The sequence below is a fragment of the Aquibacillus albus genome, from assembly GCF_016908325.1.
Taxonomy (GTDB): domain Bacteria; phylum Bacillota; class Bacilli; order Bacillales; family Amphibacillaceae; genus Aquibacillus_A; species Aquibacillus_A albus.
In genome coordinates this window covers 68,340-93,891 of the sequence record NZ_JAFBDR010000014.1, presented here as the reverse complement: position 1 = coordinate 93,891, position 25,552 = coordinate 68,340, and the positions used below count along the sequence as shown (strand labels likewise).

Genomic DNA, 25,552 nt, shown 5'->3' with positions numbered 1-25,552 from the left:
GCTGACCTGACATACGTGTCTGGTCTTTTTTACACTTGGCTCTGTTAAACAATTAAAAAAATTGAATATTAATAATTTGTTGAGTATACTTTGAAATAGTGGAAATTGGCTGAAAGGAGTCGAAACAATGAATAAAACGGAACATAACCATAAAAAAGTACTACCTAATAAAATTGATCGCCATAAATTGTTTGGATCTGTTTCACCTGGTCCTAGAACAAAGCCTGAAAACAAAGAAGAAATGGCTGATTTACAAAATACAAAAAAAGATTTTTTATTTGATATAGATGCAGTTGGTATTTCAAATGTAAAACATCCAATTACAGTTGGTAGCAAGATGGAGCCTCACTCACAAGCAACGATTGGTACATTTACATTCACATCTAGCATAGGTAAAGACAATAAAGGGACAAACATGAGTCGCTTCACAGAACAACTGCATGAGTATTACAATACAGATTCATTTGAAATTAGTATTGATTTATTAAAAACATTCACAAGAGATTTAGCAGAAAGATTAAAACAAAAGGACGCTATGATGGAAGTATCCTTCCCTTGGTTTTTTGAAAGAAAAGGTCCAGCTTCAGAGTTAGCTGGTTTAAACCATGCGGATGCAAAAATTAAGGTGTCTTATGATATAGAGAAAGGATATGATATAGAGGTTGGCTTAACTGGAACAATTACTACTCTATGTCCTTGTTCAAAGGAAATAAGTGAATATAGTGCCCATAATCAACGCGGAATCGTCTCTATGGATGTAACTCTTAGTAACGATTTTAATGACAAGGATTTTGATTGGAAACAACTGCTTCTGGAAGCTACTGAAAGTAATGCTAGTGCCAGAATTCATCCCGTTCTTAAACGACCTGATGAGAAAATGATAACAGAGCATGCCTATGAAAACCCAAGATTTGTAGAAGATATTGTTCGTTTAGTTGCGGCTGATCTTTATGAGATCGATTTTATAGAAAAGTTTTCAGTAATGTGCCGAAACGAAGAATCTATTCATTTGCATGATGCAATTGCTTCGATTACCTATGATAAAAAATTGGAAATGTAGTAATGAAATGAAACATATTTTTATCACATGTATTCGGGTTTACCAAAAAATTATTAGTCCACTAAAGCCAGCTACTTGTAGGTTTTATCCAACATGTTCCCAATACGGTTTGGAATCCTTTCAACGGTTTGGAGCAGTAAAGGGTAGTTATTTAACAATAAAACGGATTTTAAAATGTCATCCGTTTCATCCTGGAGGATTTGACCCAGTTCCTGAAAAAGAAACAAAAAGTAATAAAAAAGAGTAATTATATTGGCCTATCTTCTTTTAAAAGATAGGCCTTATTAAATCATAAGTTAAATTTTGAAATTTGCTCCCATTGCTCTTCTTCCATTAAAATATGTTTTTGTCTTTCCCCAAATAAATCATAATGTGGAAACCTAGGATCTAAATGAATCCAGCAAGGATCTAATCCATATTGTTTTCCCCATTCAATTAATTTATCTAAGTCACTACATCCTACTTTTGTAACCGTCTTACAATTTGGAAATCTGGGATCCAACCAATAGTGTGTTAAAAAAGCAACTTTCCCTTGGTAAACTAACTCTTTCCACATGTATAATTCTGCTCGATTAATACCAAAAGCCATACTATCCCTCACTCACCAAGTGCATTTATATAAGCTTGATGCCATTCAGGAAACTTTCGCCTTAACGATACCGGTTTAAAATTATCTTTTTTAACAATGACATGTTTGGTGCTTCCTGTGACAGCTGCATTTCCATTTGTATCTTCTACTTGATATCCGTAAGTTGTACGTAAGCCATCATATTCTTCAATCCAAGTTTTAACATAAACATCTTGTCCATACCTTATCGGCTGTTTAAAATACATATGCGCATCAATAACAGGAGAAACAATACCTTCAGTCTCCATCTCATGATATTGAAAACCGAGAGATTCGATAAATGCTGTTCTTCCAATCTCAAACCAAACTAAATAATTCGCATGATAAACAACACCCATTTGATCGGTTTCTTGATATCTTACTTTAATTAATTCTTCAACAACTTTCAATGGTTATTCCCCCTAATGGTTATCCATGCATTTTTAAAATCATCGCCGGTAAGCAATTTAAATGCTGTCCAATCATTATCATCTGTCTCTCCCATTCTTAGTGCTTGAAATTGAATGGCTTCATCTATTAGATTAACAACAAACCTTGCATTTCCATCAACCTTGAATTGCTTAAATTGATCTGACAAATAATGTCGAGCCTCATCAGTCATTTCATATTGGTATTTTGCTACGTGATATTTAGTAATTTGTAACATTTCTTCATTATTGTAATCTTCAAATTCTATATACTTCTTAAACCTTGATTCTAGACCAGGATTACTGGCAATAAATTGCTTCATTTCATTTTTGTATCCTGCTAGAATTACTACTAAATTTTCATTATGCTTCGTCATTTCATCAACTAATGTATCGATTGCTTCTTTTCCAAAATCTTTTTCTCCCCGAAATAAAGCATAGGCTTCATCTATTAACAATACTCCACCTAATGCTTCACGGACTTTTTGCTTCGTTTTTATTGCTGTTTGCCCGACAAAACCAGCAACTAAATCACTTCTAGAAGCAATTACCAAGTGACCTCTTTTTAACAATCCACATTCATGCAAAATTTCTGAATAAATATTGGCAACAGTTGTTTTCCCTGTACCGGGGTTTCCAGAAAACACAGCATGTAATTGCACAGGAACTTTCGGTAATCCTGCTTGTTTTCGTTGTTGTTGAATACGGACAAAAGAAGAAAGCTTTCTCACCTCTTGCTTGACGTTAGTTAGACCAATCAACCGTTCCAGCTGATCCATTGGATTTTGCTCAGTTACATCATCTTCCATCAAATCAAGATCATTTACATCAATTCGCATATGTTCAAGCCAATTTTCTTGTGCAGACAAAGGTTTGGTAGCACCTTTTTGAAAAATTGCTTTTAACACAAGGTCACGGACTGTTCTAGCATTCCCAAACGTCTCATCCACTCTTGCTTGATCAATAATACTCTCAAATCGGTTTAAAGCTTCCTCTGTAAAAAAGTAATCATTTTCAATTGCTGTGTTTTCAGCAATCTGAATCAGCTCATCCATTTTAAAATTAGGTAACGCAATATGATTTTGTTCTGGAAATCGGCTTCTTAACCCTGGATTTGACCATAAAAATTGTCGCATCTCTTCTGGATATCCAGCTAATATTACGGCAAAACGATTGGAAAATTCCTTGCTTGTCATACTTGAAACTAATGTATCAATCACAGCTTGGCCATAGTCATTCCCAGATTGACCTTCTCTCTTTAAACTATAAGCCTCATCTATGAAAAGAATCCCGCCGATAGATTGTTTCACAAAGTTAATAGTATTTTCTTCACTTTGTCCCACGTAAGATCCTACTAAATGTGATCGGTTAACTTCCGTAACATGATTTGCTTCTAATAAGCCTAATTCATAATAAATAGCCGCCAATAGCCTTGCTATCGTTGTCTTCCCTGTCCCCGGGTTTCCAGTAATTATCATATGTAATCCAGGTTCATCAACCATATGAAACCCAATTGTTCTTCTTTCTTTTTGATATTGTAAGTAATGATAGTATTTATGGATATACTGTTTGACCTCTTTTAGACCAACCATCCCTTCTAATTCTACGAGTGGATCTTTTGTCATAGAAGACCTAAATACTTCAGGAAATTGGTTATAGAAATCAGATAGGAGCTGAACAATTTTTTTAACTTGATTATTTAATTGCTGGATTGGAACACCCGTTTTTTTATTTTCCAACATTTCTATTGCATCATATAAATTATCCTTTAAAATACTTAATTCCTCTACTATTTTTCCTTGAAGCTTACTTAACGGACTATTTTCAGCTTCTTTCATTGTTTTGTGCTGTTGTTGTATTTGATCAATATCTGATAATAATTCATTGATTTTTTTTAGTTTTGCCGGATCAAAGTCAGTTTCCCTGATTGACCAATCTTCCAGTGTGGAATCCTTAAAAGTAGAATAAAAATTAAAAAAAGACTTCATTTCCATTATCTCGATTAAAGTTGTTGGGGGATCATCATATTTTTTCGCTTCTTCTAACAAAATATCGGTAATACGATCATCATTAAAACTTCTTTTTAACCGATAAAATACAAGCATACTATATAATATGGAAATTGATGTTGATGATAATGATAAATTCTGCTTTTGAACAGCATCTATATTCCGTAATACTTCAACTTCTTTAAGAGGCGGTATGGAGTGTATTGTCTTCCATTCAACAATAGTTGTCTCTAATTTATAGTTATTTTCGGTATTCAAATAGCACCGCTCCCTTCATTATTACTATTTTATCATAGAGAATGGTTCGGAGATATTATGTTGCATTATGTAGTTTTTTAAACGAAAGGCTGTGTTAAAGTTCGCGTTGATTTTTGACTCATCGTGTGAAAATCAAGATTTCACACGACTTTCAGCATAGCTGAAAGGATGCCAAATGGAAAGGGCCTGCCCTAACTGGGACAGACCCTTATTATTATGAATGTTGATTTCGGTATTCATCTTTAATTTCTTCTCGCATAGATTGTATTGATTCTTCTCTACGATGGTTTTTTGCTTCTATTTTTTGCTTTTCTTCTCCCGAGGCGAATCGCATTGTTTCATGAGCTTCTTCTATATTTTCGATAGTATTCTGTACTTTTTCCTGCAATTTATCGACGTTATCTTCACGATTATCTGGATTAGGTTTTTGATAATGCTGGCTCATTTCGACTCACCTCCTAATGTCCTTTAGTTTGAATAACTTTAGGCTTTTCATTCGATTTTACCTGCATCTTCTTCCCTTTGTTACCTCCAGCCTCTAATGGCTGAGTTCCTAAATGACTTGGTCTAAAATGCTTTGAATCCTTTTTTGGATTCCCCATAGACCTAACATCCCCTTTCTTTTAGGATAGCAAAATTATTATTTGTTTGATAAGCTTTTCCTATGCATTTGATAACAGGGAATTGTTTCGTTAAGAAAAACTCGACGTTCGTCTCGTCTTTCTTAAAGCGTAAAAAAATGACCTATTATGGTCATTTTTAGGCATCCTTTTTAAAAGATGCATTTATGCGATTTTCTATTTTTTCGTCAATTTGTTCGAGTACTTGCTCATCCTGAAGTATCTCTTCTCTACTTTGTGAAAGTAATTCTTCAAAAGTTGGTTTTTTTCTTAGTGAAATAGTAATCCTCTCCTTTTCGCATTATTTAGTAAAAGGATTACCATTTTCCTGATAAATATAACAATTAATTATGTTTTACATACAATTCTTCCATATACTCATATGTCATTTGCCCCATGACTCTCTCTTTTATCTTCCCATCTTTTCCAATAATATACGTAGTAGGCAAATTTAAAAGATTATACTGTTCACTTACTTTTGACTCTACATCCAGCACGATAGTAAATGAAAAATCACCTCTAGCTACAAAATCCTCTACAACTTCAACACTTGATTCCGTATTCGTAACATTTACAGCGATCATTTCGACTTTTTCCTCGAATTCATTTTGAAAATCATGCATTTCAGGCATCTCAACTCGACAAGGACCACACCAAGTAGCCCAAAAGTTTAAATAAACGATTTGTCCTTCGAAGTCAGATAGCGTAACTTTCTGACCATCTATTGTTTCTAACGTAAAATTCGGGGCTTTTTCACCGACCTCTAACGCTTTATCGTTAGGAGCTACAATCGCTGTTCCATCGACTGACGTATCACCAGTAACATCTATTTCATTATTTGAATTAGAAGAACTTTTATTGTTTTGATGATTCTCTGTTAATTCATATACGAAAACTGCAATTAATACTACAAGAAGACTAAATGCAAAAATTTTTCTATACAACAGTCACACTTCCTTTATCATTACAAAAATGATTAATACTATATTACATTGGCTGGATTTTCTAAAAGGTTGACGCTTGCCTAAAACGATAAAGTGACGAAACCTTTATTTTATATTAAGATTAGTATCATTTGTTTACATCTTTATAAATCATAATTTCTTTTCTTCCATATGTAAAGAAAAAGACAGCTTGTGACAAGCTGTCTTTTTTCTGTATTATTATACTTCCAATTTGTTTCGTAGTACCATTTGAAGAATACCGCCATGACGATAATAATCAATTTCAACGTCACTATCAAAGCGAGCGATTACTTCAAATTCTTTTTTGTTACCTTCTTCATCAGTAGCAATCACTTTAACTAGATCATGTGGCTTCACATTTTCATTAATTTGTATATCGAATACTTCTTTACCTGTTAATCCTAAGGATTCATTGCTATCTCCGTCCTTGAATTGTAAAGGTAAAACACCCATCATTACTAAGTTAGAACGGTGAATACGTTCAAAGCTTTCTGCAATAACAGTTTTGATCCCCAATAAATTCGTTCCTTTGGCAGCCCAATCACGGGAACTTCCCATACCATAATCTTTACCTGCAATAACAATCAGGCCAGTTCCATCTTGTTGGTACTTCATTGCCGCATCATAAATTGGCATTACTTCTTCTGTTGGCCAATATGTTGTATATCCGCCTTCTGTTCCAGGAGCTAGCTTATTTTTAATCCGGATGTTTGCAAAAGTACCACGCATCATAACTTCGTGATTTCCTCGACGAGAACCATAAGAGTTAAAATCACGAGGAGAAACTTTCTTTTCTTGCAAGTATTTACCTGCAGGCATATCTTTAGCAATCGCACCAGCCGGAGATATATGGTCTGTTGTTACAGAATCACCAAATTTACCAACAGCTCTCAGGTTAGATAAATCTTCAACTTTACCAGCTTCTTTCTCTAACCCTTCAAAGAATGGTGGATTTTGGATATACGTTGATTCACTGTCCCACTTATATAATGGTTCGTCTGTTGTTTCTATTTCGTTCCACTTCTCATTGGAATTAAAGACATTCTCATATTCTTTGCGGAAAATCTCTGGTGTTACAACTTGTTTTACTTGTTCTTTAATTTCGTCTAATGATGGCCAAAGATCATTAAAGTAAACAGCTTTACCATCTTTATCTTTCCCAATTGGTTCTTTATTTAAATCAACGTCAACAGTTCCTGCTAACGCGTAAGCCACTACTAATGGTGGAGAAGCAAGGTAGTTAGCCTTTACTAAAGGATGAATTCGACCTTCAAAGTTACGGTTACCAGATAATACGGAAGAAACCGTTAAATCGTTTTTAGCTATTGCTTCTTCGATTTCTTCTGATAAAGGACCAGAGTTACCGATACAGGTTGTACAACCATAACCTACTAAGTTAAATCCTAGTTCGTTTAAGTAGTTCATTAATCCAGAATCTTCTAGATAACGAGTTACAACCTTAGAACCGGGTGCTAATGATGTTTTAACATATCCGGGTACTTCAAGACCTTTTTCTACCGCTTTCTTTGCAAGCAAACCTGCCCCTAACATGACATATGGATTCGATGTATTCGTACAAGAAGTAATTGCAGCAATTGCAACAGCACCTGTTTTCATAACAGAAGATTTTCCACTTGGGTGGTCAATTTTAACTTCCTTATCGAATTCACTTTTATCTAATCCAAAACCTTGATTCCCTGCAGGAGCAGTAACCGCTTCGTTGAAAGATTCCTTCATTTTTGAAAGCGGAATTAAATCCTGTGGACGTTTCGGCCCAGATAAGTTTGGTTCAAGTTCAGAAAGGTCAATTTCAACAAGTTCAGTAAACTCTGGATCAGGCTGGTCTGATGAATACCATAAGTTATTTTCTTTGCAATACTTTTCAACTAATGCAATATGATCTTCACTACGTCCTGTCAAACGTAAATAATTAAGAGCTTCTTCATCAACTGGGAAGAAACCACATGTAGCACCGTATTCTGGCGCCATATTAGCAATTGTTGCACGGTCTGCTAGTGGCATTTCCGTTAAACCAGGACCAAAGTATTCAACAAACTTTCCAACTACTTTTTTCTCACGTAACACTTGAGTCACTTTTAACGCAAGGTCTGTTGCAGTAGTACCATTTGGAAAACTTCCTGTAAATTTAACCCCGATTACTTCTGGTGCAGGGAAATAGGAAGGTTGTCCAAGCATTCCAGCTTCTGCTTCAATACCACCAACGCCCCAACCTAATATACCAAGACCATTGATCATAGTAGTGTGAGAGTCAGTACCGACTAATGTATCAGGAAACGTATCAAACTCACCATTTTCATTTTCAATGGCATGTACAACATTAGCTAAATATTCAAGGTTAACTTGGTGAACAATACCAGTTGCAGGTGGTACAGCACGATAATTGTCAAAAGCTTTTTGTGCCCAATTTAAGAATTCATAACGCTCTGCATTACGTTCAAACTCTAATTCCATATTTGCTTGTAATGCATCATCTGTTCCATACTTGTCTACCTGAACGGAGTGGTCAATAACAAGATCCACTGGTACTTCTGGATTAATCTTTTCAGGAGAACCGCCCATATCTACCATGGCTTTTCTAAGGGAAGCCAAATCAACTACGGCTGGTACACCTGTAAAATCTTGAAGAATAACACGTGAAGGCTTGAAAGGAACATCTGTACTGTCTGTTTTGCCCCATTTTGCTAACCCTTCAACATGTTCTTCTTTAATGACACGTCCATCATATTGTCTTACTAAAGACTCAAGTAAAATACGGATAGAGAACGGTAAGCGTGAAATCTCACCAATTCCAGCAGCTTCTAAAGCTTTTAGTTCAAAATAGTTATACTTTTTTCCATTCAATTCAAATTGTTTACGTGCATTATAAGTATCATTTTTTGTCATACGTATTTGTTACCCCCTTTAAATATGTTGGATCATCTTTGATCTCTCCAGTCCCCAAAGTAAAGCATTTTTATGCACCTTATTCATTTTAAATGAAATCGGTTTATAAGTAAAATATTTTGAAAGAATTTATTGTATATCTAACTAAATTGTTTGTTTTTATCAATCCATGCTGTCTTGTGTCAATAAAATCATGTTACTAATGTAAGGGACATCGTACTGCGTATTAATCTTTTGTTGTACATGATAGCTTTTTAAAACAACCAATGTATAAAAAAAGCGATCTTCTTAAAAATAAGTGCAAAGGAGGGTGCAAATTGGCAAAGGATAAAAACAAGAATCAACCGAATGAACCTTTAAGTGGTTCAAAAAAAGTAAAAAATAAAAATCACAGCAGGCAAAAAAAGGGAGCTTCACACGATATGTAAACATCATAAAATGCCCTTAAAGAATTCTCCCTGCTTTGTTTGGGAGTTTCTTTAATGGGCACTAACTAGGAGCTATTGGTATAGTAATTCTAAACGTGCTTCCTTTTTTTTTGTTTCTAACAATATCGATTTTACCTTGGTGATTTTCTACAATTTTATTCGAAATCATTAGCCCCAAACCTGTACCGTCTTTCTTAGTAGTGAAAAATGGTTCTTTTAATTTATGTATGATATGTTCTGGAATACCAGGTCCTTCATCAATTATTGAGACAATACAAAGCGAATCATTATAATCCACTTCCACAACAATCGTCCCACCATCCAACATTTCCTCAACTGCATTTTTTAATAAATTGATTAACACTTGTTTAATTTGAGTTTTGTCACAGTAAATTTCTCTATCTTCAGATGATTTTACAACAAGGTCAATATTATACAGTCTAGCTTGAGATTGAAACAAGGTTACAACATCGTTAATCATTGCCAATATTTTTTCCCAGTTTTTCTCATCTGTCATCGGTTTTGATATAAAGAGCAATTCTGAAGTAATATTATTAATTTTGTCAATTTCATCAATCATTATTTTATAATATTCATCTTTTTTTGTTGTTCCAGCCTGTAGTAACTGAACAAATCCCTTTAAGGATGTTAAAGGATTTCTTATTTCATGTGCCACTCCAGCAGCTAGTTGTCCAGCTACAGACATTTTTTCTGATCGTATCAGCATTTCTTCAGCTTCTCTTTTATCCGTTATATCTTTATACAATGATATAAATAACTGGCAATTTGTCTCTTCATCTCTAATTGATGCAATCGTTGATTCCACCCAGACGTATTTGCCAAAAACATCACGGATGCTTACTGTAAACTTCTTCGATTTGTTTGGGGTATTTTGACACCATTCCTTTATTAATTGTTGGTCATTTTGAGGAAGATAGCTAAGCATTTGTTTGCCGAGAAGTGTATCAGAGTCGTACCCTAGCATATGATTTACAGAGCGGGAAACATATAATACTCTACCAAGTACATCACAAATGATAACTAAATCAAACCCATGTTCTTCAATCCAGTCTAATATGTTCGTAGGTAAATTAGATAATTTGTACGGTTTTAATTGTTTGCATGTTGAAGACTCTGTGTGAAAATCTTTCTTTAAATGGTTATCGTCATTACCGAAATAGTCTGACATCAGATAAACCTTCCCCCTATTCTTCACACCATCCCTTTTTATTACGATGAACTTATCCTTATCTTGTAAATTATGATGATTCCTTTTATAATAGCAATACCATTATCATTATAATATCAGAAAATTAACGATTCGCGTTGTAAATTGTTATAATTTGTGGAGAAAGATTGTATTTTTTGCAATTATTAGTAATATTACTACAAAAATTAAAAAAATAAAACTTTTGCTCTATAAGAACATACATCATTAACATCCGTTAATTCTTTTACAAATCTAAAGTCTCAAATCGAAAAAAATATTTGCTAAAAAATTAATTACATTTACTCTTAACAAATTTAATCCGTTTTTACTATAAGTATAAGTTAGAATAGGTGATAATATGTCATTGGGATTTTCAATCTTTATTGTAGCATGGACCTTTATCCTGGTTGGGTTAATTTCAATCGGTGGTTTTTTTATGTTTAGGAAGTTTCTTAAAAAACTCCCTAAAGAAGATGGAAAATCAATATTAGACTGGGAAGAATATTACTACGAACGAACAAAGCATATGTGGGATGATCAAGAGAAAGTGTTACTAGAGGAACTTATTTCTCCAGTACCAGAATTGTTTAGAGATGTTGCTAGACAAAAAATCGTTAGTAAGATCGGAGAAATTGCTCTAGCTAAGAATAAAGAGAAAATAACACACGACGTACTTATTGAAGGATATATATTAGCAACACCAAAGCGTGATCATAAATTTTTAAAGAAGAAACTAGATGATAAAAATATAGATGTTACTCCGTATCAAGAGTTATTTGATTAAGCATACTTCTTTCAACTTAAATTATACATAATGGAGTTATTCTAAAAGAATATAAAAAAACCTCGAAACAACATTACATTTCTCTTTTTGTTTCGAGGTTTTTTTGTATTCTTTTAAACTTTACAAGCATTGATAACCGCCAAGAAATTATCATACCTAAAGCTAATAAAAAAAACATGCCACTAGTTTCTCCAAATGAGATAGACTGTCCTATGACCAATTTTAAAACAATTCGTAAAATAAGAAGTACTAGTAATACTAAAATAAAAAATTTAGATGGTATTAAATATATACTTCCATTTTGAATTTGAAATTTTGTAGTTTTAATTAATAAAACGGAAAAAATTATGCCGACAGAAACAGCTTCAAGTACTTTATTCCAGGAAACTTGAAACATTGGAAACAAAAACATTAAAGCCCCAGTGCTCATAAATAGAGGAGGTAAAATAATTTTGCGAACACTAGCTGGCTTTTTAGCTGCTCTTGCTCGGACAAAGATCATGGCAACAGCCATCATAATACCAACAACTGTACTGGCCGTGGCCCAAAACATATGTATCAACTCTTTCTTTATTTAACGTACGGTTCATTTAGTACTCGATTTATTGCTTCCAGTACTCGACTTTCATCAAAAGGTTTTACTAAAAAATCCTTCGCACCTCGTTCTATTGCTTCGACTACCAGCTTCTGTTGCCCCATTGCAGAACACATAATTACTTTAGCATTAGAATCGATATGCATAATTTCCTTTAGTGCATCCATTCCGTTCATTTCAGGCATTGTTATATCCATTGTTACTAAATCAGGTTGTTGTTCTTTGTATAAGGTTATCGCTTGTTGTCCATCTTCTGCCTCCCCTACTACCTCATGATTACCATTTTTAAGTATATTCGATAGAGTTATTCTCATAAACTTCGCATCGTCAACAATTAAGATTTTTGCCACTTACCTTCCCCCCCTAGTAACATTTTAACACGGTGAATAATCGTGTGTGTGATACCAACGCTGCATGAACTTTTCTCTTTATCGATCATCAGCAATTGTTAAAATGATAGTCATTGACACACCTATTACTGTAAAATAAACACCCAAGTCAAATAATAAAGCCGTAGCAAGTTCTTTTTCCCCTAACACTGGTACGTAAAAGTATTCAAAAGTTTGACTTAAGAAAGGCTCCCCAAACAAAAATGAACCAACACTCGTTAACACTGCAATGAAAAGTCCAATAGAAATTAAAAGCCTATAATTGATTGGCAAAATTGTTGTGACAGCTCTATGACCATATGCCATAAACATTAATAAAATTGCTGCTGAAGTCATCAGCCCACCTATAAAACCTCCACCAGGAGCGCTATGACCTGCCAGAAATAAATAAATGGAAAACCCAAACAAGATAAATGCTATTAATGTTGTTGTTGTTCTTAAAATCAAATCATTTGATCGTGTCACTTAAAAAAACTCCTTTAATTTATCATAATTTAATAATAATATAAAATTGCAATAAATTCCATTACTTAAAAGCCATAGAAACTAAACCAGCTGGCCAAAAACGAAGTTAATTTTGTCATAAAATCAAAAAACAAAAATATTCCCATAAATATCATAAGATAGCCACCGAGTTTTACTAGCTTCGGAGCATTTCGTTTGATCCATTTTAGCTTCCCAATAAAAAAAGACAAGATGAGAAATGGTACAGAAAAGCCAAGTGCATAAGCAGTCATCATAAGAACGCCGGATTCCGGATTTGTTGCCGCCAAAGACAAAACAGACATCAAGATTGGCCCTGTACATGGTGTCCATCCAAGAGAAAAAGCCATTCCAATAATAAATGAACCAAAAAAACCTGATGGACGATTTTTAAATTTGATTTTTTTATCTTTCATTAGAAATGAAAAATTAAATACACCTATAATCACTAGTCCAAAAAATATGATTAGTATTGCGCCTATCTGTCTGATAGCATCCTGCCAAACTAGAAGAAATTCACCTATAAAAGATGTTGTAAAACCTAAAAGTACAAAAATACTCGAAAAGCCAATGATAAAAAAGATAGTATGTATTACACTTTTGGCATTGAACATGGCACTTTCTTCTTTTATATCATTAACACTCATGCCTGTAATGTATGATAAAAATGCTGGGTACAAAGGCAATACGCATGGAGAGATAAAGGATAAAAACCCTGCCCCAAACGCAATAAATATATTTAGTTCAACCATAGCATCCACCTCAATTCAGTTACTACTCTATCTTATCAAAAAAAGTAGTCAATTTCTTATATTATGTTACTTTATACAGCCAAAAATGATAATATGGCAAATAATATAAATCCCTTGACCATACAAATGTCAAGGGATTTATATTGTGCAATGCAACGCTCAAAATATATTATTGTTTAAATTGATTATTATTCATTGCACGCATCATTTGATTGATTTTCTTTTGGGAAGGCTTTTGTCCCATTTGCATCATCAATGTTCGAAGCATTTGTTCATTAATTGGTGGATTCTTTTTTAAGTAATTCATCATATACTTTCTTGCAATGAAAAACCCTAGAGCTACACCAGCAATTAAGGCTAAAATAGCAATAAGTACAACCCAAATTGTTGCCATGTAAGCTTTTCCTCCTTCATGTTGTCTCTCATACAGTATAGTAAAACCATTTAAATAATACAATACTTGTCTATTAAGACAAAGTAAAATGTTATATACTCATTGAAAAATGTTCATGCAATCTTGTGTTAAAGTAATATTTCTTTCTTTACAGGTGTTATCCAACCAGAATTTGTAGTACCGTTTTCTATAATAAAAAAACTAGGATGAAAAGCTTTTAACGCTTGAAATAATACATTATCAGCTATCTCAACCGAACTACAACTAACAGTCATATATCGATCATAACATTGTATTTCTAGTGGGTGATTGTCCAATAACAATATAATATCTTTCCCATTTTTAATTATCTTTATTTTGTTTTTATGGTATTTTCTTATATCGGTCATTAATGGATGATAAGGTATATTCTTTGTAACAAATTTAAACTGTGCAAGTAAATCACTTCTTGAAGCATTGCTTAAATATTCATTCAAAAAACGATACAAGATTTCTGATTTATAAAAATAGTGAAAACAAAACTCTTCTTCAATCCAAAATATTGAATATTTCTGCATATGCTTGTCCCTCCCACTTTGACAAACATTATACAGAAATAGCTACAAAGTTCCTGTCACACCTTGTAAAATATAAAATTATTTTTTGTCTATTTATGTCGTTTTATCATTTTTCTATTACTATCCTTCCAGTTGCATGTAAATAAAGTAACTTTTTAAAATTACACAACTTTACTTCATAGTTAAACCCTTGACTAAAAGCCAAGGGTTTAAATATTAGTTAAATAATGATTCTACTTGTTTCACAACATTCTCTACTGTAAAACCATACTCTGCTACTACTTTGCCACCTTCACCTGATGCACCAAATTCGTTAATCGCCAGTATTTTTCCTTCGTCACCAGTATACCTATCCCAACCTAATGGAGAAGCCATTTCAATTCCTAAACGCTTTTTCACAGAAGGTGGTAATACTTGATCACGGTAAGATTTATCCTGTTTCTCAAATCTATCCCAGGAAGGCATACTAACAACACTTACGTCAATACCTTTACCTTTTAGTTCACTTTGTGCATCTACTGCTAACGAAACTTCTGATCCTGTTGCCATTAATAATGCATCTGGTGTTTCTTTTGATGCAGGGCTAACAACATAAGCACCTTTTTTGACACCTTCATAAGCATTCGCAGCTGTTCCTTCAAGGGTAGGAAGTCCCTGTCTAGTTAAAACTAATGCTGTCGGTGTACTTTCAGATTCTAGAGCTAAGCGCCATGCTGCTTGTACTTCATTTCCGTCTGCCGGGCGTATTACTGAAAGGTTCGGCATTGCTCTGAATGCTGCTAACTGCTCAACAGGTTCATGAGTTGGTCCATCCTCTCCAACAGCAATAGAGTCGTGGGTTAATACATAAGTAACAGGTAAATGTTGAATAGCGGACAATCTTACCGCCGGCCGTAAATAGTCACTGAAAACAAAGAATGTACCGCCGAAAACCTTTAATCCTCCATGTAATGCCATACCATTTAGTGCTGCTGCCATTGCAAACTCACGGACACCAAACCAAATGTTTCTACCAGTATAGTCATCGCGAGAAAAATCACCGGCATCTTTGATTGTTGTTTTGTTTGAACCAGCTAAGTCCGCACTACCACCAAAGAAATATGGTACGGATTTAGCAATCGCATTCAATACTTCCCCTGAGGATGCACGAGTAGCAAGTTTATCTTTACCAGCTTCGTAAACCGGCAATTCTTTATCCCAGTTACTAGGAAGGTCACCATTTATTGCTGTAATTAGTTCTTTAGCTAATTCAGGATGAGCAGATTGATATGACTCAAATAAAGTATTCCACTCTTTTTCTGCTTGTTGACCACGTTCAACAATTTTGCTTTGAAAATCGTTGTAAACTTCTTCAGGAACATGAAAGTCATCGTGTCCCCATTGATAAAATTCTTTTGTTAGCTTTACTTCATCTGATCCAAGTGGAGCACCATGGGATGCTGCAGAAGCTGATTTATTCGGAGACCCATAGCCAATAACAGTTCTCACTTCAATAAGTGTAGGCTGATCAGTATTTGCTTTCGCTTGTTCAATTGCTTTTGAAATTTCAGAAGTGTCATTTCCATCTTCCACTCTTAGTACTTGCCATCCATATGCTTTAAATCGATTTTCAACATTTTCAGAGAATGACTTATGAAGATCACCATCTAAAGAAATATCATTGGAGTCGTATAAAGCAATTAATTTACCAAGCTTTAAATGCCCAGCAAGCGATGCTGATTCATGGGAAATACCTTCCATTAAGTCACCATCACTAACTAAAGCATAGGTGTAATGATCAACAACAGAATATTGATCACGATTATATTGTGCTGAAAGATGCTTTTCAGCCATCGCCATTCCCACTGACATCGCAACTCCTTGCCCCAATGGACCTGTTGTTGCTTCCACACCATCAGTAAAATCAACTTCAGGGTGACCAGGTGTTTTAGAGCCTAGTTGACGAAATCCTTTTAAATCATCAATGGAAACGTTATATCCTGATAGATGTAAAAGTCCATAAAGTAACATGGAACCGTGTCCAGCAGACAATACAAATCGGTCTCTATTAAACCAATTTGAATTTTTAGGATTATGGTTCATAAATTCAGTCCATAGTGTGTAAGCCATAGGAGCTGCACCCATTGGTAAACCAGGGTGACCAGAGTTAGCGTTTTCTATCGCGTCTATGGCTAACGTACGAATGGTATTAATAGATAGTTGCTCTGTTTGATTAGACATTTTTTATCCCCTTTCCAACGTATAAATATGTACGTACAATTATTATCCTATAATGAATCAGGAGAATAAACAAGTACTATCATGTGAATTAAAGCTAAAACTTTGACATATTAAGACAATTTAAACCATTTCCAACCTTTTTAATGGTATTTATCTTTTTTTTCATTTTTAAGCTTTTTTACTTTATCGGGTGTAACATCTTTTCCTTCCGGATCAATCACAGTCATTCCTTTAAACTGGTTTTTGAACGATTTACGTACATTTTTTAAATATTCTTCTCTAAGTTTTCTTTGTTCTTCCTTTTCCTCCGAAGATAATCCTTCATCTTTTGCTTTCCGTGCAAGGAAATTGATTCGATTAATTTTTTCTTTTGAAAGCATTGTAAGTCTCCTTTTGATTTTTCAAGCACTACCTTACTAACATTCCCAAATTTTTCAGAAAAACTCGACATTCGTGTCATCTTTTAACGAGCATCGAAGTTCTTATTATACTTTCAACCAACTATACTTGTAATTTAGAAAATGTAAAAACAAATAAAAAGACAAGACCCAATTTAAAGGTTCTTGTCTTTTTATTCTATATGATTGTTTTTATCATTTTCAAGTGATATAAACTCTTTATACCTTCTATGAACCGTAGCTCTTGATATGTTGTAGCCTAATCCCTTTAACGTACTTGATATTTCGGCAAATGTTAAATTATTATTTCTCAATCGTACAACTTCTTTAATCGGAAAATCTATCCGTTCCCTTCCTGAAGCTTGATCGATACGTGACAAGTTATTACTAGGATTATATCCTTTTTCAATTGCTTTTTTCATTCCTCGCTTAATCTTTAGGTTATGTATCTTTCTTTGATACTCTTCTACTACACTAACGATTTGAAGAACCATAGAATCCGATTCAGATACTTGTAATTGTCCTTGATGACTTAATGTGAAAATTGTTATGTTTAATTTAAACAATTGATGTAACAAAGCTGTTTTGGTATTACCTCTTCCCAGCCTTGTCTCATCTTGGATAAGTAGACAATTAGCTTTACCAGAAGAAAAATAATCCAACATTTGAAAAACTCCTTCACGATCTACTTGATAACCGCTTTGTCTCTCTTCGATTACCTCTACAATGTTTAGTTGAGATTGAGCAGCAAGTTCAATCAGTTCTTCCTTTTGTCTTTGTAGTGAACTAGCTTGCTCATGCTTAGCCGTACTAACACGACAATATATAATAGCATCCATTTATATTTTCCCTCTATTCTATTTCTTTTACAATCAGACTGTTACAAGACTAAAGTATAGAAAACCTAATGTGAATACAAATGATACAAAATAAAACAAATCAACTTTTGAAAGATTTTGAAACATATTATAAACTCCTCCTTTAATATTATAAGCAAGTACAGAACGAACGTTCCTCTCTGTCTATAATTATATACGAACATTAGTTCTTGTCAACGGTTTTCTCGAACGAATGTTTGTACATCTACCATTAACATGGTATAATATGGCTAATAAAATATTATGTACGAGGTGGTTTTTTATGACAAAACTATCAAAGAGACAACTAGCAATATTGGAATATATTAAAGAACAAGTGTTAGAAAAGGGATATCCACCTTCTGTAAGAGAAATTGGAGAAGCTGTTGGATTGGCTTCAAGCTCTACTGTTCATGGGCATCTTTCAAGATTAGAAAAAAAAGGATACATCCGCAGAGATCCCACTAAACCAAGAGCAATTGAAGTGTTAGATCTTAGTGATGAAAATACCATACCTAAAGAGGACGCAACATTTGCACCTGTAATTGGTAAGGTTACTGCAGGGCTACCAATTACTGCAGTTGAGAACATCGAGGAGTATGTGCCAATTCCAAATACAATTGCCAGCCCAAATGATACAATCTTTGTGCTTGTAATTGTAGGAGACAGTATGATAGAAGCTGGTATTTTAGATGGTGATATGGTTATCGTAAAACAGCAACAAACAGCTCAAAATGGAGAAATAGTCGTAGCGATGACCGAAGATGAGGAAGCTACGGTGAAACGTTTCTTTAAAGAACATGATCATATTCGTTTACAACCAGAAAACGCAACAATGGCCCCTTTGATTTATCAAAATGTTTCTATTCTTGGAAAGGTAATTGGTTTGTATCGTCATATTCATTAGAAGTTTTTTGTTTTCTAAAGAAAACTTGGCTAGCGCAAGCCTTTAGGCGCAGGCGTTCGCATAGTTGCGCTTACACTTAGTTCCTAAAAATTTTTACTACGTCGATTAATTCGATTAATTTCAGAGCTAAAATTTTATACTTTCCTAACGTGGAACAAAACATATGATAATCCGGACTATTTACACATTTCCGGATTTTTATATGTTTTCAATCAGGTCCCAACTGATGACACTAATATTTTGATAACCATTATCTTTTAAAAAATGGTTAATTATTTCTACTTCTTCTTTGGGAACGATAATCGCTTCTACCTCTTTGTCCTTAAAATGAAAATCGTCTAAGCATCGCCATTCACGCTCGCCATAAAAAGAGTGATCATACTCCAAACTAAAATTAGTTATTTTAATAAAGTTTAATAGAGGATTTTCTTTTTTTAATCCAATAAGATTCCAAAGCATAATATCATCTTCTGTGTGATCCTCCATCTCATAATATGAAGTATTTATCCTTGTATATGTTGGATCTATATATAATACTGGATGGAAATTTTCATGAATTTTGTTTGCATTAAACCCGATTGCATAGTCTCCATAATATTTACGATGATAGAGTAGATCCACTAAAGGGATATCACAAACACTACAAAATTTCTTTGTTTCTACATTACTAGAAATAAGTTCCGTACAAGTAGCCTTTAACACATTTGAATGAATAATACTTTTCAAGTTATCCATCGCTTCCTTATGGGGCCTTAATTTTGTATTTTTTTTTACATCTTTTAAACAGGTAAAATTATGCCACACAATTTCATTACCGCGCGATACCGGTCCCCCAGTAAAGTGCCAATAAATATTTGAATAGTATCTAGGTTTTTGCAATTGTTTCCCTCCGTTTTAAGAGAACTTTCTTTTTATGTATTGTACTATTTTTTCCGACAATCATTCACATATACTTTTTCAATTTCCTAGACAACGAAAAAAATTCCTTGGCACAAATGTACCAAGGAATTTTTAAGTAATAGATTAATATGACTGGATGTATTGTTCTCTTTCCCAAGGATGAACTTGAGTACGGAACATGTCCCATTCAATTGTTTTTGCTTCAACAAAGTGTTCGAATAGGTGCTCACCTAATGCCTCTACAATAACCGGATCTTGCTCTAATGCTACTAGAGCGTCAGATAAAGTTGCTGGTAGATCTTTAACTCCATTTGCTTCTCTTTCTTCTTTATCCATAACATAAATATTACGATCAATAGCTTTAGGTGCCTCAAGTTTATTTTCAACTCCATCTAGACCGGCAGCTAGTAGTACTGACATTGCAAGGTATGGATTTGCTGAAGGGTCTACACTACGCACCTCGATACGAGTACTCATACCTCTTGAAGCTGGTACACGGATTAATGGACTTCTGTTTGTTCCAGACCAAGCAACATAACAAGGAGCTTCATAACCAGGAACTAGACGCTTATATGAGTTAACTGTTGGGTTAGTAACAGCTGTAAAGTTCAATGCGTGCTTGATAATACCTGCAATAAACTGATAAGCAGTCTCACTTAATTGTAATGGACCATTTTCATCAAGGAATGTGTTTGTTCCATCTTTAAATAAAGACATATTACAGTGCATACCAGAACCATTAACTCCAAATAGCGGCTTTGGCATAAATGTAGCATGTAATCCATGTTTTCTAGCAATTGTTTTAACTACCAACTTGAATGTTTGAATATCATCAGCATGTTTTACAGCATCAGCATACTTAAAGTCAATTTCGTGCTGACCTGGTGCAACTTCGTGGTGAGATGCTTCTACTTCAAATCCCATTTCTTCAAGCTCTAAAACAATATCGCGGCGACAGTTTTCCCCTAAATCTGTAGGAGCAAGATCGAAATATCCGCCTTTATCATTTAATTCAAGGGTTGGTTCACCTTGTTCATCAAGCTTAAAAAGGAAGAATTCTGGTTCTGTACCAAGGTTAAATGCAGTAAATCCTAGTTCTTCCATCTTCTTAAGGTTACGCTTTAAGTTATAACGTGGACACCCTTCAAACGGAGTTCCATCTGGATTATAAATGTCACAAATAAAGCGAGCAACTTTACCTTTTTCTGATGTCCAAGGGAATACTAAGAAAGTATCAAGATCTGGATATAATTTCATATCAGATTCTTCAATACGCACAAACCCCTCAATAGACGAACCATCAAAAGCCATTTCATTGTCTAACGCTTTATCTAGTTGGCTCAAAGGGATTTCAACGTTTTTAATAGTCCCAAGTAAATCAGTGAACTGTAGACGAATGAATTTTACGTTTTGCTCCTCGATCTGTTTTTTAATTTCTTCTTTTGTGAATTTTGCCATGTTTTCCTCTCCTTTAAAGTATTTCTTTTAATGGAAGAATCGTGATAATTCTCCCTGTCGCAACGAAGCTTTACCAAATCTACCAGTATCTAGTAATTCTTTGTGCAAAATTTTTCTTAATTCTTTTTCTGATAGCTCTGGTGTTTCTTGATCCTCATCCAACTCTTTTGTTTTTGGTAAATCTTTAATAGACAGAACTTGCTTTATACCTGCTAGATTTATTCCCTTTTCGATTAACTCTTTTATCTCTAGTAACCGATCAACATCATTAAAGGAAAATAATCGTTGATTACCATCTGTTCTAGCTGGATGAATCAAATCATGCTCTTCGTAATAACGAATCTGTCTAGCTGTTAAGTCAGTAAGGGACTTAACAATACCTATGGAAAATAAGGGCATCGAACGTCTATCTAAATCGCTCATTTTTTCCACCCCTTTCATTTTCATCTTTTCCATATTTTCATTATACAATCGGAAAATAAATTGTCAATACGTGTGAGCTTTCTTTACATAAAAAAATTTAAAAAATTTTTTAAATTTGTCATAAAAGTAATGCTTGTTATGTAAGCTTCTATTACAATAAATTACATTTTATTATAAATTGGAAACATATCCTTGCTCATATAAAGCTTCAACAGCTTCCATTAATGCTATTTTAACATGAGCATATACTAGCCCACCTTGAACAAATGCTTGAAACGGTGGTCTTATTGGCCCATCTGCTGTCAGTTCTAGGCTTGCTCCTTGAATAAATGTTCCTGCGGCCATAATAACATCACTTTCATAACCTGGCATCGGAGCAGGATATGGTACAACGTGTGAATTAACAGGTGAAGCTTTTTGAATGGCCTGACAAAATGCTACCATTTGTTCAGCTTTTTCAAATTGAACCGATTGAATTAAATCCGTTCGTTTTTCATCAAATGCTGGTGTTGTTTGAAATCCTATCAATGATAGTAGTTTAGACGAGAATACTGCCCCTTTTAAAGCCTCACTAACCACATGAGGAGCTAAGAATAATCCTTGGAACATTTCCTGTAATAAACCTAAACTAGCTCCCGTTTCTTTACCTAAACCTGGTGCTGTTAATCGATTTGCACATAAGTCAATCCATTGCTTTTGGCCAACAATGTAACCACCGGTACGTGCAATTCCACCACCAGGATTTTTAATGAGAGATCCAGCAATTAAATCTGCTCCTACATGAGTGGGCTCCTCTATTTCTACAAATTCTCCATAGCAGTTATCAACAAAGACAATCGCTTCTGGGCTAATTTCTTTTACAAACTGAATCATTTCTTTTATATCATTAATTGTGAAAGAAGGTCTATTCGCATATCCCTTTGACCTTTGAATACCAACCATTTTAGTATTATTATTAAGATGCTTTTTTATACCTGTCCAATCAACATTTCCCGCTTCCGTTAAAGGTACAGCATGAAAAGCAATATTGAAATCCTTTAGGGATCCGTTATTAGAGCCACGACTCCCTACAACCTCCTCAAGCGTATCATAAGGTTTACCAGTAATGTAAAGCAATTCATCCCCTGGTCTTAAAACGCCAAATAATGCGGTAGTGATTGCATGTGTTCCTGAAATGATCTGCGGACGTACTAGCGCGTCCTCTCCTCCAAAAACATCTGCATAAACGGATTCCAATACATCTCTACCATAGTCATCATATCCATAACCAGTTGTAGGATTAAAATGACTGTCACTAACTTTTCTATTACGGAAAGCATTAAGAACCCTTTTTTGGTTGCTTGCTGCGATTTCATCAATAAAATTAAGCTGTTGCCCTATGGCTTCCTCTACTATTTTTTCTAAACCGTTGATCATGCGCTGTTGCTACTCCTTCATTCTAAATTTCAATGGGTGATCTGGATCGATATGCCCTTGAATCATATAGCCTTCGTCTACATCTTGGAATGTTTGATCGTGTATAATTGTGTTCCTATTTAACTTTTGAATCAAAGCCCCTTCTGAAGCAGGGATAAAAACGTTATAAAACTCCCATTCGTCTTTAATTACCTCTTCCATTTTGATAAGCATCTGCCTAATATCATCGTCATCATATGCACTTATTCGTAAAAATGGATGGGCTTGCGGGATAAATTCACCTGTCAATAAATCTTTTTTATTATAAACAGTTAGCATTGGAATCTTGTCCGCATCTAATTCTTGTAAAAGCTTTAGCACCGTTTGTTGATGCTGTTGGTTATCAGGATGAGAAGCATCGACCATATGAAGAATAAAATCAGCTTCTGTTACTTCCTCAAGCGTTGACCGAAAAGCAGCTATTAAAGATGTCGGAAGATCCTGAATAAATCCAACGGTATCCGTTATAATTGCACGTAAACCTGAGGGCAATTGGATTTGCCTCGACATTGGATCCAATGTTGCAAATAATTGATTTTCTTCCAAAGATTTGCTATTTGTTAAACGATTGAATAGCGTTGACTTCCCAGCATTCGTATAACCAACAATGGCAATTTGAAATGCTCGATTTTCCTTTCTTCTCTTTCGGTATTGTTCTCGCTGGTTAACCACTGTTGACAGCCTTCTCTTTATCTCATCTATTCTTCGTCTAATATGTCTCCGGTCTGATTCAAGCTTGGTTTCACCAGGACCTCTTGTCCCAATACCACCTCCAAGTCTCGATAAAGCTTGACCTTGTCCCTGTAATCTAGGCAGCATATATTGATACTGAGCTAATTCAACCTGCAGCTTACCTTCTTTCGTATTTGCTCGTTGTGCAAATATATCTAAAATCAGCTGACTTCTATCTATAATCCGTACACCTAAACGATCATTAAGATTTCTTAATTGCCCTGCAGACAATTCATCATTTGATATAACTAAATCAATTTCCATTTCCTCAACATATTTCCTAATTTCCTCAATCTTCCCATCCCCCAAATACAAGGCTGGATGGATCCTATCCCTTTTCTGGGTAATAACTTTTAAAACCTCACCTTTCGCGGTTTCGGTTAATGATTGAAGTTCGTCCAAAGAGTACTGGAATCGTTCCTCATCGTCCTTGTTGTTATGATAAACTGCTACAATTAAAACTTTTTCTTGCATTCGTAAACCTCATTTCTAATTTGCGTTCGTCTATTTTTAAATACGTTCATTTATTTTACCAAAAATGGCAGAGAAAGTGGAATTTCCCATATCTTAGCTTTAACTTTTGACTCACATTATTGCTAAACTGATTTCAAACGATGAGACAAAAATAACCATACGTTAGTAATTTTCCCAAACAACTCAATTTTTAATATTCATATTTAGATGATTAAAACGCATGGATTCATTATTATCCATGCGTTATTGTCTGTGTCTAATTCTATTGTTAATTTACCTCTATGCTCGAAGAGATTTCCATCCAACAGTATTGAACTACTTAAATTGAGTTTTGATTTTTTTGATTACTCAAAGGTTAAATCACTCTTGTTAATTAACATTAACTCCTCGGTATTAAACGTATTCTTTTTCATTAAGCGTACAGCATGCTTTCGAATGGATTTTTCTATAACATTCCGTACAAATCGAGCATTAGAGAAATTGTGATTATTATAGCCTTGCTTTTGCTTAATCAAATAATCTCTTAACTTCCACTCCGCTTCTTTTGTTAATTGATATTCCCGTTCAACTGCCATCTGTCTAGCGATTTGTAACAGTTGATCTACAGTATAATCCTCAAATTCCATAACAATTGGAAACCGTGAGGCTAAACCGGGATTTAATGTTAAAAAATGATCCATTTCATTTGGATACCCAGCAAGAATTAAAATAAATTCATTCTGATGATCCTCCATATGTTTCACTAACGTATCAATTGCTTCTTTTCCAAAATCCTTTTCTCCACCTCTTGCTAGGGAGTATGCTTCATCAATGAATAAAATACCCCCCATTGCTTTTTCAACTAGTTCTCTTGTTTTTTGAGCTGTATGGCCAATATATTCCCCTACAAGATCCGCACGTTCCGCTTCTACGAAATGGCCCTTGGATAATACGTTCATTTCATAAAATGCCTTTGCTAGTTTTCTTGCAACAGTTGTTTTCCCGGTACCTGGATTCCCTTTAAATAACATATGGAGTACTTGCTTTTGTGTTTTCAGTCCGACTTCTTCTCTCTTTTGATTTATTTGAATGTTAGCGTAAATTTCCTTAATGGTTTCTTTTAGGCGGTTCATTCCAATAAAAGAGGAAAACTCCTGATCAATCCTTTGAAAAGGACTATTTTCTTCATTTTTGAATTGCTGTTTGTTATCAATGACAACATTCTCTCTTTCATGCAATACAATATTAATTTGACCATTTTTATTTAATGATACTTGAGAATCCACGTCACCACCCCTTACTCACC

The 25,552-nt window shown here is 34.4% G+C and carries 29 protein-coding genes; 5 read left to right on the top strand and 24 right to left on the bottom strand.

The features are described 5' to 3' along the window. Positions 1–127 precede the first annotated feature (127 nt). Entirely contained in the window at positions 128–1,060 is a 933-nt protein-coding gene (folE2, locus tag JOC48_RS12920; protein WP_204500324.1) for a GTP cyclohydrolase FolE2, read from the top strand. Between the two features lie 7 nt (positions 1,061–1,067). Then, complete coding sequence (gene yidD, locus JOC48_RS12915) at positions 1,068–1,307, top strand: membrane protein insertion efficiency factor YidD (RefSeq protein ID WP_204500322.1); 240 nt, start codon at positions 1,068–1,070, stop codon at positions 1,305–1,307. Between the two features lie 42 nt (positions 1,308–1,349). On the opposite strand, the gene JOC48_RS12910 is transcribed toward yidD, so the two are convergent. The 8 genes from JOC48_RS12910 to acnA form a co-directional block, all read right to left on the bottom strand. Further along, positions 1,350–1,649 carry a hypothetical protein gene (locus JOC48_RS12910; protein ID WP_204500320.1) on the bottom strand — a complete coding sequence of 100 codons (300 nt, stop codon included), beginning with the start codon at positions 1,647–1,649 and terminating at the stop codon, positions 1,350–1,352. Between the two features lie 8 nt (positions 1,650–1,657). Next, the gene (locus JOC48_RS12905) at positions 1,658–2,077 is read right to left on the bottom strand and encodes an acyl-CoA thioesterase (RefSeq protein ID WP_204500318.1); all 420 of its coding nucleotides are present in this window, start codon (positions 2,075–2,077) and stop codon (positions 1,658–1,660) included. After that, positions 2,074–4,362, bottom strand: coding sequence for an AAA family ATPase (locus tag JOC48_RS12900; RefSeq protein WP_204500316.1), 2,289 nt, complete (start codon positions 4,360–4,362; stop codon positions 2,074–2,076). Before JOC48_RS12900 ends, JOC48_RS12905 begins: the two co-directional genes overlap by 4 nt. A 214-nt stretch (positions 4,363–4,576) precedes the next feature. After that, positions 4,577–4,807, bottom strand: a complete 231-nt coding sequence (tlp, locus tag JOC48_RS12895) for a small acid-soluble spore protein Tlp (RefSeq protein WP_204500314.1) — start codon at positions 4,805–4,807, stop codon at positions 4,577–4,579. A gap of 13 nt (positions 4,808–4,820) precedes the next feature. After that, a complete protein-coding gene (locus JOC48_RS12890) occupies positions 4,821–4,964 on the bottom strand; it encodes an acid-soluble spore protein N (protein WP_204500313.1) in 144 nt (47 codons plus the stop codon). Positions 4,965–5,121: 157 nt separating this feature from the next. Then, positions 5,122–5,262: an FbpB family small basic protein gene (locus JOC48_RS21285; RefSeq protein ID WP_204500351.1), complete on the bottom strand. Its 141-nt coding sequence runs from the start codon at positions 5,260–5,262 to the stop codon at positions 5,122–5,124. 64 nt (positions 5,263–5,326) lie between these two features. After that, positions 5,327–5,926 (bottom strand): redoxin domain-containing protein, encoded by a 600-nt coding sequence (locus JOC48_RS12880; protein ID WP_204500311.1) that lies wholly within the window; start codon positions 5,924–5,926, stop codon positions 5,327–5,329. Between the two features lie 219 nt (positions 5,927–6,145). Further along, positions 6,146–8,851 (bottom strand): aconitate hydratase AcnA, encoded by a 2,706-nt coding sequence (acnA, locus tag JOC48_RS12875; protein ID WP_204500309.1) that lies wholly within the window; start codon positions 8,849–8,851, stop codon positions 6,146–6,148. 266 nt (positions 8,852–9,117) lie between these two features. On the opposite strand from acnA, the gene JOC48_RS12870 reads away from it, so the two are divergent. Further along, positions 9,118–9,279, top strand: coding sequence for a small acid-soluble spore protein P (locus tag JOC48_RS12870; RefSeq protein WP_204500307.1), 162 nt, complete (start codon positions 9,118–9,120; stop codon positions 9,277–9,279). A gap of 61 nt (positions 9,280–9,340) precedes the next feature. Here the strand turns inward: JOC48_RS12870 and JOC48_RS12865 are convergent, their stop codons facing one another. Continuing rightward, positions 9,341–10,468, bottom strand: coding sequence for an ATP-binding protein (locus tag JOC48_RS12865; protein WP_204500305.1), 1,128 nt, complete (start codon positions 10,466–10,468; stop codon positions 9,341–9,343). A gap of 379 nt (positions 10,469–10,847) precedes the next feature. Here JOC48_RS12865 and JOC48_RS12860 point away from each other — a divergent pair, with 379 nt between their 5' ends. Continuing rightward, positions 10,848–11,273: a DUF2621 family protein gene (locus JOC48_RS12860; protein ID WP_204500303.1), complete on the top strand. Its 426-nt coding sequence runs from the start codon at positions 10,848–10,850 to the stop codon at positions 11,271–11,273. A 73-nt stretch (positions 11,274–11,346) separates the two neighbouring features. On the opposite strand, the gene JOC48_RS12855 is transcribed toward JOC48_RS12860, so the two are convergent. The 9 genes from JOC48_RS12855 to JOC48_RS12815 all read right to left on the bottom strand — a co-directional run bounded on the left by JOC48_RS12855 (position 11,347) and on the right by JOC48_RS12815 (position 17,900). Beyond that, the gene (locus JOC48_RS12855) at positions 11,347–11,826 is read right to left on the bottom strand and encodes a CcdC family protein (RefSeq protein WP_204500301.1); all 480 of its coding nucleotides are present in this window, start codon (positions 11,824–11,826) and stop codon (positions 11,347–11,349) included. Between the two features lie 17 nt (positions 11,827–11,843). Then, on the bottom strand, positions 11,844–12,218 hold the full coding sequence (locus tag JOC48_RS12850) for a response regulator (protein ID WP_204500299.1): 375 nt from the start codon (positions 12,216–12,218) through the stop codon (positions 11,844–11,846). Between the two features lie 78 nt (positions 12,219–12,296). Then, positions 12,297–12,722 carry a Na(+)/H(+) antiporter subunit B gene (locus tag JOC48_RS12845; protein ID WP_204500297.1) on the bottom strand — a complete coding sequence of 142 codons (426 nt, stop codon included), beginning with the start codon at positions 12,720–12,722 and terminating at the stop codon, positions 12,297–12,299. A gap of 65 nt (positions 12,723–12,787) precedes the next feature. Continuing rightward, positions 12,788–13,492, bottom strand: a complete 705-nt coding sequence (locus tag JOC48_RS12840) for a cytochrome c biogenesis CcdA family protein (protein ID WP_204500294.1) — start codon at positions 13,490–13,492, stop codon at positions 12,788–12,790. Between the two features lie 169 nt (positions 13,493–13,661). After that, on the bottom strand, positions 13,662–13,886 hold the full coding sequence (locus JOC48_RS12835; RefSeq protein WP_204500292.1) for a YneF family protein: 225 nt from the start codon (positions 13,884–13,886) through the stop codon (positions 13,662–13,664). 128 nt (positions 13,887–14,014) lie between these two features. Beyond that, positions 14,015–14,443: a sporulation inhibitor of replication protein SirA gene (gene sirA, locus JOC48_RS12830; protein WP_204500289.1), complete on the bottom strand. Its 429-nt coding sequence runs from the start codon at positions 14,441–14,443 to the stop codon at positions 14,015–14,017. A gap of 216 nt (positions 14,444–14,659) precedes the next feature. Further along, positions 14,660–16,663 carry a transketolase gene (gene tkt / locus JOC48_RS12825; protein WP_204500286.1) on the bottom strand — a complete coding sequence of 668 codons (2,004 nt, stop codon included), beginning with the start codon at positions 16,661–16,663 and terminating at the stop codon, positions 14,660–14,662. Positions 16,664–16,803: 140 nt separating this feature from the next. Beyond that, entirely contained in the window at positions 16,804–17,043 is a 240-nt protein-coding gene (locus JOC48_RS12820) for a DUF896 domain-containing protein (protein ID WP_204500284.1), read from the bottom strand. Between the two features lie 191 nt (positions 17,044–17,234). Then, positions 17,235–17,900 carry a YneB family resolvase-like protein gene (locus tag JOC48_RS12815; protein WP_204500281.1) on the bottom strand — a complete coding sequence of 222 codons (666 nt, stop codon included), beginning with the start codon at positions 17,898–17,900 and terminating at the stop codon, positions 17,235–17,237. Positions 17,901–18,201: 301 nt separating this feature from the next. Here JOC48_RS12815 and lexA point away from each other — a divergent pair, with 301 nt between their 5' ends. Continuing rightward, positions 18,202–18,825 carry a transcriptional repressor LexA gene (lexA, locus tag JOC48_RS12810; protein WP_204500279.1) on the top strand — a complete coding sequence of 208 codons (624 nt, stop codon included), beginning with the start codon at positions 18,202–18,204 and terminating at the stop codon, positions 18,823–18,825. A gap of 198 nt (positions 18,826–19,023) precedes the next feature. Here the strand turns inward: lexA and JOC48_RS12805 are convergent, their stop codons facing one another. The 6 genes from JOC48_RS12805 to spoVK form a co-directional block, all read right to left on the bottom strand. Beyond that, entirely contained in the window at positions 19,024–19,704 is a 681-nt protein-coding gene (locus JOC48_RS12805) for an abortive infection system antitoxin AbiGi family protein (RefSeq protein WP_204500277.1), read from the bottom strand. 144 nt (positions 19,705–19,848) lie between these two features. Next, on the bottom strand, positions 19,849–21,183 hold the full coding sequence (gene glnA, locus JOC48_RS12800) for a type I glutamate--ammonia ligase (RefSeq protein WP_204500275.1): 1,335 nt from the start codon (positions 21,181–21,183) through the stop codon (positions 19,849–19,851). A gap of 27 nt (positions 21,184–21,210) precedes the next feature. Next, positions 21,211–21,606, bottom strand: coding sequence for a MerR family transcriptional regulator (locus tag JOC48_RS12795; RefSeq protein WP_204500273.1), 396 nt, complete (start codon positions 21,604–21,606; stop codon positions 21,211–21,213). A 171-nt stretch (positions 21,607–21,777) separates the two neighbouring features. Continuing rightward, entirely contained in the window at positions 21,778–23,022 is a 1,245-nt protein-coding gene (locus JOC48_RS12790) for a methionine gamma-lyase family protein (protein ID WP_204500271.1), read from the bottom strand. Between the two features lie 9 nt (positions 23,023–23,031). Next, a complete protein-coding gene (gene hflX, locus JOC48_RS12785; RefSeq protein WP_204500269.1) occupies positions 23,032–24,267 on the bottom strand; it encodes a GTPase HflX in 1,236 nt (411 codons plus the stop codon). A 344-nt stretch (positions 24,268–24,611) separates the two neighbouring features. Next, positions 24,612–25,532: a stage V sporulation protein K gene (gene spoVK, locus JOC48_RS12780; RefSeq protein ID WP_204500266.1), complete on the bottom strand. Its 921-nt coding sequence runs from the start codon at positions 25,530–25,532 to the stop codon at positions 24,612–24,614. Positions 25,533–25,552 lie beyond the last annotated feature (20 nt).

Coding starts and splice junctions, on each gene's coding strand:
- sirA (WP_204500289.1), bottom strand. CDS start 14,443: ATGCAGAAATATTCAATATTTTGGATTGAAGAAGAGTTTTGTTTTCAC.
- lexA (WP_204500279.1), top strand. CDS start 18,202: ATGACAAAACTATCAAAGAGACAACTAGCAATATTGGAATATATTAAA.
- tlp (WP_204500314.1), bottom strand. CDS start 4,807: ATGAGCCAGCATTATCAAAAACCTAATCCAGATAATCGTGAAGATAAC.
- JOC48_RS12815 (WP_204500281.1), bottom strand. CDS start 17,900: ATGGATGCTATTATATATTGTCGTGTTAGTACGGCTAAGCATGAGCAA.
- JOC48_RS12840 (WP_204500294.1), bottom strand. CDS start 13,492: ATGGTTGAACTAAATATATTTATTGCGTTTGGGGCAGGGTTTTTATCC.
- JOC48_RS12910 (WP_204500320.1), bottom strand. CDS start 1,649: ATGGCTTTTGGTATTAATCGAGCAGAATTATACATGTGGAAAGAGTTA.
- glnA (WP_204500275.1), bottom strand. CDS start 21,183: ATGGCAAAATTCACAAAAGAAGAAATTAAAAAACAGATCGAGGAGCAA.
- JOC48_RS12865 (WP_204500305.1), bottom strand. CDS start 10,468: ATGTCAGACTATTTCGGTAATGACGATAACCATTTAAAGAAAGATTTT.
- JOC48_RS12860 (WP_204500303.1), top strand. CDS start 10,848: ATGTCATTGGGATTTTCAATCTTTATTGTAGCATGGACCTTTATCCTG.
- folE2 (WP_204500324.1), top strand. CDS start 128: ATGAATAAAACGGAACATAACCATAAAAAAGTACTACCTAATAAAATT.
- hflX (WP_204500269.1), bottom strand. CDS start 24,267: ATGCAAGAAAAAGTTTTAATTGTAGCAGTTTATCATAACAACAAGGAC.
- JOC48_RS12890 (WP_204500313.1), bottom strand. CDS start 4,964: ATGGGGAATCCAAAAAAGGATTCAAAGCATTTTAGACCAAGTCATTTA.
- yidD (WP_204500322.1), top strand. CDS start 1,068: ATGAAACATATTTTTATCACATGTATTCGGGTTTACCAAAAAATTATT.
- JOC48_RS12820 (WP_204500284.1), bottom strand. CDS start 17,043: ATGCTTTCAAAAGAAAAAATTAATCGAATCAATTTCCTTGCACGGAAA.
- JOC48_RS12795 (WP_204500273.1), bottom strand. CDS start 21,606: ATGAGCGATTTAGATAGACGTTCGATGCCCTTATTTTCCATAGGTATT.
- JOC48_RS12835 (WP_204500292.1), bottom strand. CDS start 13,886: ATGGCAACAATTTGGGTTGTACTTATTGCTATTTTAGCCTTAATTGCT.
- tkt (WP_204500286.1), bottom strand. CDS start 16,663: ATGTCTAATCAAACAGAGCAACTATCTATTAATACCATTCGTACGTTA.
- acnA (WP_204500309.1), bottom strand. CDS start 8,851: ATGACAAAAAATGATACTTATAATGCACGTAAACAATTTGAATTGAAT.
- JOC48_RS12855 (WP_204500301.1), bottom strand. CDS start 11,826: ATGTTTTGGGCCACGGCCAGTACAGTTGTTGGTATTATGATGGCTGTT.
- JOC48_RS12870 (WP_204500307.1), top strand. CDS start 9,118: ATGTATAAAAAAAGCGATCTTCTTAAAAATAAGTGCAAAGGAGGGTGC.
- JOC48_RS12790 (WP_204500271.1), bottom strand. CDS start 23,022: ATGATCAACGGTTTAGAAAAAATAGTAGAGGAAGCCATAGGGCAACAG.